The following is an 11,641-nucleotide window of genomic DNA, read 5'->3' on the forward strand; positions in this document are numbered from 1 at the left end:
GCTTTGAGCATGCGTTTGGGCTCTTGCGTGGTGGGGATAGTAGGTAGCCCAGTTAGGAAACTTGGGCAAACCGCCGGGGGAGCCTTCAGCCCCTGAAATATCCTTCAGCGGCTCATTCCGGCCAAAGCAAAGGGGGTGCAAGCGATGCTGCACCCCCTTGGCCGAACCGGATCATGCTTGCACAAAGGATCTTGACGCCCCCGTAGCAAGCGTATCGCAACGGTGTTCGCCTAGTCTTTGGTGATCACGAAGACTTTGAAGTCTTTGTCGAGACGGAAGTCGTACTGGCCGGACTTGCACTTCACGTCCTCGGCCTCATACACGCCCGTACCCTCGGACTCCTTCTCGTACTCGCCGCCTTCGCAACCCCATTCGGCGACGGCGGCCTTGATCTTGGCGGCCTCGTCGGCGCTCGGATCGTCGTCCGCAATCGCAGGAACGGCAGCGAATGCCAAAGCAACAGCAGCAATTGATAGCCTATTCATAGGATGAGCCTCCTTTGACGATGAGATGAATTGTAGACATTGGTCGCAGTGAACGGCCCGTCCTGGCGTTTCCAAGCGGGAAACTTACCCCTTCGCTGTGGGAGTACGTAGGAAAAATACGACGGGATAACTAGGCAACGATTTTGCCAGCTTCAAAATCTTGTCATGTCGCTGCGAAATTGGAGATCAACTGAAAGGAAGGGGACGAGACGACATGCGCCCCGTCCCCTGAGCTTTGTCACAATACCGGTCGCGACAATCACCACTTAAGCCTGGCACCAGCCATCAAGGTACGGCCCAGGCCAGGCTTCACACCGTCCTCACGGTCGGTGATATACAGCTTGTCGGCAAGGTTCTCACCGGAGACGAAGAACACCAAATCGGCATTGGGCATCAAGTTCTGGGGGACCGTGTAGTTGGCCCGCGCGTTGAGCAGCCAGACGCTCGGCACAAAGCCATTCTCGCCTGAGAAATCACCGCCGTACGGCGTGTTCTGCTCATCGGTGAAGAATCCGCCCCGATAGACCCAGCTCACACTGGCGTTCCAACCCTTCACGCTCTCGATGCCGGCGGTCAGATAGGCCACCTCACGCGAGACTTCCGGGATGAGGTTCCCCACTAGCGAGGTGCCATCTGCATCGGCGCCTTCCGTGATGGTGCCGTCGTTGTAGGTGAAGGTCCCTTCAAGGAACGGATTGAGGTTCCCGCCGATAAAGGGCCTGGTGTCGAGTCGCGCATACATCTCCACGCCGGGGATCTCGACCTGATCGAGGTTTGTGTAGACGTTGTTGCCCGCAGCATCCGTCGACGAGCCCTTTACCTGGAAATTTTCTATCAGCTTGTAGAAGCCCGCGACGTCCAACGTCACACCTTTGATCCCCGTCGAGCGAATGCCGACTTGGTAGTTGTCGCCGAGCTCGCTGGGCGGTGGGAAGCGAACGTTCGACTCACGCAACACGTTCATGGTCAGACCACGGTTATAACCGCCATACATCGTTGTGTGATACGTGGTCTTGGGCAGTTCCAAGGATTTGCCTGTCGGGACGGTATGCTTGCCGAGCAACCCCCATGAGAAGCCGATCCCCGGCAGCACGTGCGTCTCGGTGAACGCCTCGGAGAGAGGATCCCGGTCGACCTCGAACACCGCGCATTCTTCGCCGTCAAAGAATTCCCGGCCACCGATCTCGCATTCCTCGAGTTCCTCGCCCTCACCCTCTTCCTCGGACCCGACCCGGATATCCCGCGAGATGCGGTAATGATCGAGACGCGCGCCCGGCACGATGCTGAGCGCCGGCGTAACCGGGATCGAGGTCTGCAAGAAGAACGACCACGCATCCGCCTGGGTGTCCACATCGAATACGTAAGCGCCCTTCTCATCACCGTCCTCCAGGATCTGCCCCTGCCGCCCGAAGAAGTTGGCATTCGAGAAGTTGTGGTGCTCGTAGCGAACGCCCGCCTGGATGTCCTGCGTAAGACCGAAGGCGAGCGGGCGATTGGCGAACTCCGTCTGAAGCGCCGTGCCCACGAAATTGTAGGTCCGCAGGCGGCCGAGCATCACACCTTCCGGGATGACGACTTCGTCATCAAGGAAGAGCGCGGTGAAATCGCCCTCTGCTGCAGCTGGATTCGCTCCCTCGAAGTTCTGATACCGGTCGCGCCTGTGGTGTTGCCCGTAGATGCGATAGTTCAGGGTCGTGTCGGCGTTGAAATAGTAATTATAGACGCCCTGCAATAGCAACACGTCGGCGTTGTAGGTGTTGTAGCTCGAGCCTGGGTTGTAGCACGTCTTACAGTGCCCGATTTCTTTGAAGAAGGCCTCTTCGACGGTGTCGGAGCGAAAAGACGTTTCCTCCTCCTCCTCAAGCTCTTCGTCCTCGGCCAAGTCGCCGCCTTCCTCGTCGCCGTCTTCTTCTTCCTCTTCAAACTCGAGATTGGCTTCATCGTAATTGTCACGCTGGCGGAAATAGACTGCGGACACGGTCGCGTCCGACTTCACACCCTTCCAACCGAGCGCTGCATAAAAGTCGTTGTAGCGGAGCCGCTCGCTATCCCAAGCGCCTTGCGCATTGGCGCCGGTATAGGACACGACGGTGCCCCAATTGCCCGACGTTTTCCGCGTGTGCACATGCCACTTAGCCGCCGAGCCGGCGTCGTCAAGGCTAGGGCCATCCAACGACACCGCGCCGCCTTCACCCGAGATCACGGTCTCGTCGGGGCCGAACGGCTGGAAGTTGCGGAAGTTGATCGCGCCGAAATTATTGTTCGGTCCGTAGATCACCGAACCACGCACAACCTCGACGGCTTCGAGACGCTCGGGCGGCGGTGTATAGTGCGTCGATGGGTCGAGCCACAGGCTCATATTGATAGGACGCCCGTCTTCCATCACGAGCACCTTGCGCGAACGCCGGGGGGCGATCCACGCACACCGATACCGCCGTGACGCGCCAGTCCGTCGTCGGCGACGATATTGACGCCAGGCACTCGGGTCAGGATATCGTTGGTGGTCAGCGGATCTTGCTCATCGATCTGCTGCCGCGTCACCCGGCTCGCCGCGCTCGAAAAGTCCTGCAGATTCCCCGGCGCGATGCCATTGACTGGATTGATGGGCGACTGAGGCGAATCCATCGCCCGCTCATACGCCGCTTCGCCGCCGGGCGGGCCGTAATAGCCGGGCAAGGGCTGCACGATCTGGTTCGGAATGTCGAACTCGGGCTCGAGGGGTTCCGCAGGCGGAGGAGGAGGCGCTGCCACCACGGGCCGCGGCGCGGGACGGGCACGCGGCTTCGGCGCGGGCTTCGCCTCGGCCTGGGGTACGGGCACCGGTTCCACCTGTGGCTGAATAACCTCGACGGGGGGAATTTCATCGTCGTCGGCGGGCGATCCCCCGGAAGCGGGCTGATCCGTGACGGAAGACGCCGTCCCGTCGACAGTCGACTCGTCTTCGTTCGTTTGTGCGATGCTTTCCCCCGGCGCGAACATCGCCACCCCGAGCGCGAGCGCGCCCCCAAATAAGCGCTTCTTCATGTCAGCCCCCCAAGTCCTCTTTGACCTTCGAACATGCGAAGGCTCATTCCCTGTCGGCGGGGCGATATTTTTTTGGGCGAGAGAGGGAACGCGAGAGAACTGCGCCAGCCGATTCACTTGGTGGAGAGAAGTATGGCTGCCCGTCTTAATGTCCCCGCGCGAATCCCCCGTCTCGTCACTTGCCCCCAAGCGACCCTATTGATCGGAGGGGGCGGGGCGATCCAAAAGGCGCCGGGAACACTTTCCGCCACCGCGTTATCGGGGAGCCGGCTGTGGATTGCGGTCTTCGCTCGAGGCAAAACGGAATCCGTAGATTTCCGCCGTTAGACTCGACCAAACCGGAAAATGCCTCTTGGATTTCTTCCCGGTTTCGCGGAGTGAATCTTTCTCGCCGAGCGTCACTTCGCGGCGGGCTCTCCGTCGAGCGGCGCGCGTATTTCGGTTGCTGCGGCGCATTTGTCACAGAATTGCCACCACCATAAAAAACAGACGACGCGCCAAGAAGGCACGCCGTCTGCGGCAGTTTCAGGGTTTGGAAGAGAGACCGGAATCGCGGGCCCTGGGCACGCGATCCCCTAAGTAGCGTCTACCAGAGCTTCACCTTCACGCCGCCATACGCGACCGTCGGTGGCGCCGGCGTGATGGTGCGCGGGTTGGTGAAGAAGTCGTCTCCGAGCTGAGGATCGGCCGAGGCGCCGGAATTACCGGCAGCCAGATTGAAGAAGGTGCCGAACACGCCGTATTCCCGGTCAAAGACATTGTTGACGAGACCGAAGATCTGGATCCGTGGCGTAAGGTCGTAGCTCGTGTGCAGATCGACGGTCCAATACCCACCGAGTGGATCGTTCAGATTGGCTTCATCCTGGAAGAAATACTGGCTGCTGACAGCAAGAAGGTCGCCGCCGAATTTCCACTTCTTCGTGATCCAATAGTCGAAGCCGGCCTTAAATCGATGTTGCGGAATGCCGGGAATGCGATCGCCCGGCCGCACGAAAATGCAGCGGATCTCTTCCTCTTCGCCTTCCTCGCCGGCCTCGTCCTCGTCGCCGCCGCCACGCTCGAGACATTCGGAGGCACGAGGATTGTCAGGCGCCGCAAGTTCAAGCGGCGACTCGTAGGTCGCATTGATGAAGGCGTAGTTGGCGTAGCTGAAGAAGCGGTCATTGGTATAGGCGACGCTCGCCTCAACGCCCTGACGAAGCGTGTCGCCGCCGTTCTCGAAGACGCCGCGGCCGGCGATCGGCGAGTACACGGTGATGATATCGTCTGTGTTGAGGGTCCGGAACAGGCCGGCACTCCATTGCAGCGATTCATTGCCCCTCTTGTGCTCACCCCTGATACCGGCTTCCCAAGTATGGGACACCACCTGGTCCAGAGGAGGATCGGCGACGAGGAAGCTCTCGATCAGACAGGGGTTCTCCGGATCGGAACAGGCCAGCTCGGCCGCCACCGGCGCGCGGTTGGCTTCAGAGTAACCGCCATAGAGCGATAGACCGTTATTGAGCTGATAGGTGGCACCCGCCGCCGGGTTGAAACGCTCGTACTCGCTGGTACCGTCGAGTTCCGGCGCGTTGCCGCTCAGATCCCCAATTTCGATCGTGGCGTGGTTCCAGCGGCCGCCGGCGGTGACCGCCAACCGTTCCGTGAGATTGAATGTGTCGGAGAAGTAGATGCCGACATATTCGTTCTCCGTGCCAAGCTCCTTGTTTTCCACCTCGGTTGGTGCGGAGAGAACGATACCGGAGCCCTCGACCACGAAACGCGGCTTGAAGAAGCCAAGCTCGCTGGATGCGCCGTAGGTGACATCGCCCTTATCGTAGCTCGCGCCAACCAGGAATTGATTTTCGCGACCGAACAGATCGTTGGTGTTCACAGCCTGAAGCGAGCCGCCCCAGCTATTGGCCTTCTGTCCGGTGCGGTCGATCGAACCGATCGGCATGCGCAAGGAGTCGAACTCGATGGGGTTGCCCGTCTGATCGAGCGCCTCTTCTCCTTCGATACACAGGAAGCCTTCCAGGGTGGGATCTCCCTCGCATTCCTCGGCTTCCGAGATATTGCCGTCGTCGTGGCTTTGCCTGAAGTCTCTATAATAGGCCACACCACCCAGGGTCGTGGTCTCATTCAGCTTTACCGTGCCGTTGAAGGCCGGCATCAGCATCTCGTTCTTCGTCGTTTGCGGCGACGTGAACGTCCGCTGCGGGTCGAGCGCCAGGAGTTGGACCGGCGCCGACGCGGTCACGCCCACGAAATTGTCCGCGCCCGTCAAGTTGAAGTGGAGGTCGACGATGCTGTTCTTGTATCCGAGATCGAAGAACATGCGCTTGACCTCGGACGACGAGAAATCACGGTAGCCATTGTCGGTGATCCGCTCGCCGCCGAAATACACACCCCAGTTGCCGCTCCTCAAACCCGCCTGCACGTCGCCTTCCGCCCGCCCGAATGACCCGGCCGAGAAGACGACTTCACCGCCCTGGTAGGTGAAACCGCTCTTCATGTTGACGACGATGGCGCCGCCGAGGGCATTGAGGCCATAGACCGGGTTGCCGCTGACCACGGCGACGTTGTCGATGGCGATTTCCGGCAAGAAGTCCCAGTTCACGTTGTCGCCGAACGACTCGTTGATGCGCACACCGTTTTGGTAGACGGCGAGGCCCTGCGGCACGCCATTCACCGGCGAGGCCTCGAAGCCGCGATACTGGATATTGGTCTGGAACTCGTTGCCCTGGAGATCGCCGATGATGACGCCGGGAACGCGTTGCTGGAGGATGTCCTGGAACGTGTCGACATAGCCCTGACGCGCGAAATCACCACCTTGGAGAACGCTGACGCCACCCGGCACCTTGGCCAACGGAAGCTCGGCGCCGGGCACTGGCGACACGGGCACGCCGGTGGTCGCCGACATGACGCTGCCGTCGGATTGAAGGCCGAGTGGCGCGATCTCGTCGGCAAAGTTTTGCGGGGCGGGCGGCGCCGGGGGCGGGGCTCGCCTGGCCACGGGCTGGGGCCTGGGCTTGGCTTTCGGTTTGACGGTCTCTGCGACCGGCTTGGGCTTCGGCTGAACCACCTCGACCGCGGGGACCTCCTCTACGGCGTCCTCGGCGCTAGCCCCCGGAACCGCTTCTTCCCCAGTCGCCCCGTCCGCGGGTGCGGCCTCGGTCCCTGTGCTTGATTCGGAAGTGGTCGTGTCTTCTGTCTGTGCGCTGGCCCCGTTTGATCCAAAAAGCACCAAACTGAGCGCCAGCACGCCCCACAGGACGCGAATTGGCATGTTGTAGTCCCCCGTTAACCCCGTCCGTTTTCGGACTTATTAGGAATCTATCCTTGCAGAAGGCTAGCATCTACCCGGGGGCCGATCTACCCGGGGGGATCGTTTCTGCCAGGTACGTTAGTAATGTATTTTTGGCATGCCCATTACCAAAATGTCCGTGGGCAACATGCTTGAATGCACTTCGCCACCACGTTAAATAACCTTCGGCACTTCTAAAAGGGCCAGTTAGTCTTTGGTTTGTAGGTCGGTCCAACTCGTCGAGACGCCAGGTATGGGCCTGGTGCCCGCGCAAGGTGCCTTAAGCCAAGATCGACGAAAAAAGCAGGAGCGGCAAGAGCCGCCGGTAAGCCGTTTGGCAACCGAAACCTGATTATCTCGCGCCGGTTCGCTTAGGGAGGTTTTTTGTGCGCTCAACTGCCAGCAGGGTATCCCGGATCAAGTCCGGGTTCGATCTCTTCAATCTCAGGCACCGCAATATGGCAATGCCGCTTGTCGCCGCGGCGTTGCTGCTTCTGGGTCTAGGCACGGCGGTCGCCGAGGAGGGAAACATCGCCATTGAGCTGAACAAGCTCGAGGCGCATGACAAGGATTGCCGCGCCTATTTCGTCATCGACAACAAGAACGACAATTCCTACGAGACGCTGAAGCTCGACATCGTGCTGTTCCGGCCCGATGGGGTCATCGGCCAAAGATTTGCCGTCGAACTCGCGCCACTCAAGGCCAAGAAGCGCACAGTCAAGCTATTCGACGTTGCCGGGACCGCATGTGACGAGGTCGGCAGCTTCCTCATCAACGAAGTGCTGGAGTGCAAGGCCGATTCCGGCGAGGTGAGCGACTGTCTTCAGGACATCTCCGTTTCCAGCCGCACCGACAATCAATTGACCAAGTAAGGACGCGTTCCGTGGATCAAGAAATCGCAGTGACCGCCGTCGCCGCCGTGCCCGACTATTCGATCTGGGGCCTGGTCATGCAGGCCGACCCTGTGGTCAAGGGCGTGATGCTCATTCTCGTGCTGGCCTCGGTGGCCTGCTGGGCCATCATCTTCGAGAAGCTCGTCCGCATCGCTTGGCTCAATGCCGCCGTGCGCCGCTTAGCGCAAAGCGAGGACGGCAGAGCACGAGGCAAGCTCGCCAGCCGCATTCTGGAGGCTGGAGAGCGCGAACTCGAGACCGAGCAAGAAGACAGCCCCACCGAGAGGCGCTACCGCGTGGAAAACGCCATGCGCTTGGCGCTCAAGACCGAGATCCAGCAGATCGAGGTCGGATTGCCCTTTCTTGCCACGATCGGCTCCGCCGGCCCGTTCATCGGTCTGTTCGGTACCGTATGGGGCATCGTCAACAGCTTCACCGCTATCGCCCAGCAGAAGGACACCAGCCTTGCCCGTCGTGGCGCCGGGCATCGCCGAGGCTTTGATCGCCACCGCACTCGGCCTCGCCGCCGCCATTCCGGCAGTGGTGGCCTATAACCAGATCGCCGTGGCCCTAGGCCGCACATTCGCGCGTGGCAATGCCGCCATCATCGAGATTGCCCGCAGATTCGCCACCGAAGACGATCGCGAGACGCCCGCGGCACGCCGTTCGCGCGGTGCCAATGTCGAGCCGCTTCGCGCCGGAAAGCACTCCTGATGGGAATGGCCCTGGGAAATAACGGTGGCGGCGACGACGCCGAGTACCGGCCGATCTCCGAGATCAACATCACGCCGATGGTCGACGTGATGCTGGTGCTGTTGATCATCTTCATGGTCACGGCGCCGCTTCTCGTCGCCGGCGTTCCGGTGGAGCTACCGAGCACGGCCGCGGCCAAGGTCAGCCAGCCGAAGAAACCGATGATCGTTTCCCTTGCCGCGGACGGATCGATCTACGTGCGCGAGGAGCAGGTCGACGACACCACATTGGTGCCAACCTTGATCGCACTCCGTCAGGCCGAGGGCGACACCGTGGTCTATGTCCGAGGGGACAAGAAGCGCCCCTATGGCGAGGTCATGGAGATTCTGGGCCGGGTTGGCGAGAGCGGCTATTCGCGGGTTTCCTTGCTATCCCAACCGAAAGCCTATGGAAGCGCACCCGGACAGAGCCAGTAGGCATTAGGCAAAGCAAACCCTCATGCTCCGTATCGTAACATGGCTGGTCTCCCTCGGTGTTCACGCCGCCTTTGCGCTCGCCATGCTTCTGCCCGCCGGTGGCGCTGCCCTCGAGGAGGGAACCGGCGAAGACATCATGGTCGTCGAGAAGGGCATCGCCCTTCAAGGCTTCGCCAAGTTGGGCGAGGACTCCGTATCGGTCGAGGCCATCGAGGCGCCGCCCGTGTTGATGGCCGCCGCCCAGCCCCTCGAGCAGGTCGAGGCGATCGAGGAGCAGAAGGAACTTCCGGTCGAGGACGTGCCGGACGTGGAGCCGGTCGAGGATCGGGTTATCGCCTCCGACGCAGGGCCCGCGCAGGAGCTCATCGAGCCCACGCAGAACGAGATGAAGGAAGCCGAGCCCGAGGTGGTCGAGCAGCCCCTCCCTCAGCAAATTGCCACCGTGCAGCAAGAGAGCGTCATCGCCATGCGCGAGAGCTCCGGTGAAGAGAAGAAGGGCGGCGATGCCACGGCCCGCCGCGCGTATCTCGGTAAGCTCAGGACCCATCTCGAGCGCGCCAAGATCAACCCACGCACGAGCATCATCGGCACCGCGGTGGTGCGGCTGACCGTCAAAGCCGACGGCGAACTTCTCTCCCGCAGGATCATCAAGAGTTCCGGCTCGAAGGTCCTCGATAACGCGGCGATGGCGTCCATCGAGAAAGCCTCGCCCTTCCCGCCGATCCCCCAGAATGTCGGCCGCGACACGATCGAGGTCTCGGTCCCCTTCAAGTTCTCGGTTCGCTGACTGCGGGTCTGCCGGATCAGTTGAACTCGTAGCCGATGAACACCTTCAAGGCGACGTCGGAGGTTTCCTTGGTGAGCCCGAACTGCGCCCCGAGGCTGACCGTGAGCTCCTTGCTCTTCGCGTAGACATCGTCGTCCCCACCCTCGTCGTCATCGTCCTTCCCGAACGTGTAGTAGAAGGTCGGACCGATGCTGTGCAGCTGCTCATCGAAGGGCCCGGCATTGGCCATGTCGTCGATCTCACCAAACATCTCCACGGCGAGCCACAGCTTCGAGTCCATCATCTCGTATCGACCCTGCCAGCCATATTCGAAGCCGAACCCCTCCTGATCGGCCATATGCCCCTGCTCCTTGAAGAACAGCGGGTTCAGCACCAACACAAAATTCGACTTAGCCAGCTCGACGATCGGCCCGAAGTGGATGTCCGGGGGCGCCTCATCGCGCGCGGCGAACACCGGCGTCTCCGTGCCGCCCTGAAACGAGAGGCCCAGCCCCTCCCCATTCCGGGTGATGAGCTCCACCTGGCTCTCGAGCTCGATGGCACTCAGCCGGAAGTCGTCGCCGACCGGCTCGTCGAATGCATGGGTGACGGCAATCAGCCAATGGCTGGTGATGCTCATTTGAAGCTCGAACTCGTGACTCTGGTGGAGCGGCGCCTCCTCGTCGTCGGGCAGTACGTCCGCGTCGAGCTCCACCGGCGAAATTCCTGCCGGCAGTCCTGAATGCCAGGCACCGCGATATTGCAGCTGGACTTCGCCTGGATCGATCGTCGATTCCTGGATTTCGAACTCCGCGAGCGCAGGCGCGCCGGAGATGGCGAGGATTGCCGTAGCGCCGAGCAGCCGCCGGCTGCGAGCGAGGCGTTGGTGCAGCCCCCCCGCCATCGTCAGTACTCCACCGCAAAGGTGATGCGGAGGGAGGTGTCAGGCGAGGCGTCGGTCAGGCCGAAAAGCACGCCCGCACCGAGATTCCACTCGCGGTCTGCATCGGGCGCGGAGAACACATAGAGGCTCGGCCCGAGGACGTGACTTTGCGCATCGAAAGGACCGCTATGAACCAGCTCCTCGATCTCGCCGAACATCAGCACGGCAACGCCCCATCGCTCGGTCACGCTGTATCGCGCTTGCGTGGCGTATTCGAAGCCCAGCCACTCTTGGTCGGCGAACTCCCCCAATTGGTCGACGAGACGGGGATTGAACGTCAGCAGCCACGGGCCGGGCGCCAGTTCCATCACCGGGCCAAACTCGAACTCGTCCGGACGACCGTCTGCGACTAAAAATGAGTAAGGGCCGTAGCCTGCCATGAAGGCCAGACCGAAGACGCCATCATGGCGCGGAACCAGCACGAACTGCGTCTCAATGCCGAGCGAGGCCAATTCCAGCTGGTCCCCGGCGACCTGCTCCACATTCGGGGTCAGACGGAGCATCCACCAATCGGTGACCCCGTATTGGAACTCGATCTCGTGACTTTGGCGGAGCGCGTCGAGTTCGCCTTCCCCCGTCTCCTCCGCCGGCGGCAAGCCCCAATGGGAGGCGCCGCGATACTCGGCCTCGATCGCGCCTTTCTCGGCGTCGACTTCGGGAATTTCATACTCGGCGAAGGCCGGTCCGGGCGGCCGTGCGAGGGTCGCTACGGCGATCGCGGGAACCATTGCCGCAGCCGACAACACTCTGCAGGCAACGCCCCGTCTGCTCCCAACCCAACGCAAGAGCTGTCCCCCGCCAGCTTAAATCCCATGCGGTTTGCCCGCTTTTTCGAATTGCCCAGCCAATGACCGGCAAATATCCAATGCCAGCCATGCCATGTCTAGTAAGTGATGCGGGAAACAGTAGCAATCAGATCGGGAAAATCGGGGCTTGTTTCATCAAACAGGTGCCGGGCGGCCCCCTTGGAACCCCCGTCAATCCAGCAATAATGCAGTATAGGTAACGGGCCGCCCGAGGGTCGGGCGGTGGGAGGCTGGCCACACGAGCGGGAGAAGGGTCGCCTAGAGGCACC

At 61.3% G+C, this 11,641-nt stretch carries 9 protein-coding genes and 1 pseudogene; 4 read left to right on the top strand and 6 right to left on the bottom strand.

From position 1 onward, the window contains the following. Positions 1-230 precede the first annotated feature (230 nt). The 4 genes from AUC69_RS06205 to AUC69_RS06220 all read right to left on the bottom strand — a co-directional run bounded on the left by AUC69_RS06205 (position 231) and on the right by AUC69_RS06220 (position 6,411). Positions 231-485, bottom strand: coding sequence for a hypothetical protein (locus AUC69_RS06205; protein WP_069441389.1), 255 nt, complete (start codon positions 483-485; stop codon positions 231-233). A gap of 259 nt (positions 486-744) precedes the next feature. Beyond that, positions 745-2,844 (bottom strand): TonB-dependent receptor family protein, encoded by a 2,100-nt coding sequence (locus tag AUC69_RS06210; protein ID WP_193427405.1) that lies wholly within the window; start codon positions 2,842-2,844, stop codon positions 745-747. 23 nt (positions 2,845-2,867) lie between these two features. Continuing rightward, positions 2,868-3,509, bottom strand: coding sequence for a TonB-dependent receptor plug domain-containing protein (locus tag AUC69_RS06215; RefSeq protein WP_069441391.1), 642 nt, complete (start codon positions 3,507-3,509; stop codon positions 2,868-2,870). Positions 3,510-4,095: 586 nt separating this feature from the next. Continuing rightward, a complete protein-coding gene (locus tag AUC69_RS06220; RefSeq protein WP_141700633.1) occupies positions 4,096-6,411 on the bottom strand; it encodes a TonB-dependent receptor in 2,316 nt (771 codons plus the stop codon). Between the two features lie 770 nt (positions 6,412-7,181). Between AUC69_RS06220 and AUC69_RS06225 the strand changes: the two genes are divergently transcribed. The 4 genes and pseudogenes from AUC69_RS06225 to AUC69_RS06240 all read left to right on the top strand — a co-directional run bounded on the left by AUC69_RS06225 (position 7,182) and on the right by AUC69_RS06240 (position 9,644). Next, positions 7,182-7,667, top strand: a complete 486-nt coding sequence (locus AUC69_RS06225) for a hypothetical protein (protein WP_244500125.1) — start codon at positions 7,182-7,184, stop codon at positions 7,665-7,667. A 77-nt stretch (positions 7,668-7,744) separates the two neighbouring features. Further along, positions 7,745-8,402, top strand: a pseudogene (locus AUC69_RS18965) (MotA/TolQ/ExbB proton channel family protein). Further along, positions 8,402-8,857 carry an ExbD/TolR family protein gene (locus AUC69_RS06235; RefSeq protein ID WP_083239161.1) on the top strand — a complete coding sequence of 152 codons (456 nt, stop codon included), beginning with the start codon at positions 8,402-8,404 and terminating at the stop codon, positions 8,855-8,857. Before AUC69_RS18965 ends, AUC69_RS06235 begins: the two are co-directional and overlap by 1 nt. A gap of 22 nt (positions 8,858-8,879) precedes the next feature. Continuing rightward, positions 8,880-9,644, top strand: a complete 765-nt coding sequence (locus AUC69_RS06240) for an energy transducer TonB family protein (protein ID WP_083239162.1) — start codon at positions 8,880-8,882, stop codon at positions 9,642-9,644. Between the two features lie 16 nt (positions 9,645-9,660). Here the strand turns inward: AUC69_RS06240 and AUC69_RS06245 are convergent, their stop codons facing one another. Together AUC69_RS06245 and AUC69_RS06250 are read right to left on the bottom strand one after the other, a co-directional pair. Beyond that, positions 9,661-10,527 (bottom strand): hypothetical protein, encoded by an 867-nt coding sequence (locus AUC69_RS06245; RefSeq protein WP_069441394.1) that lies wholly within the window; start codon positions 10,525-10,527, stop codon positions 9,661-9,663. Between the two features lie 2 nt (positions 10,528-10,529). Then, positions 10,530-11,294 carry a hypothetical protein gene (locus tag AUC69_RS06250; RefSeq protein WP_069441395.1) on the bottom strand — a complete coding sequence of 255 codons (765 nt, stop codon included), beginning with the start codon at positions 11,292-11,294 and terminating at the stop codon, positions 10,530-10,532. Between the last annotated feature and the right edge of the window lie 347 nt (positions 11,295-11,641).

The organism is Methyloceanibacter superfactus, assembly GCF_001723305.1.
In the GTDB taxonomy this organism is placed as follows: Bacteria; Pseudomonadota; Alphaproteobacteria; order Rhizobiales; family Methyloligellaceae; genus Methyloceanibacter; species Methyloceanibacter superfactus.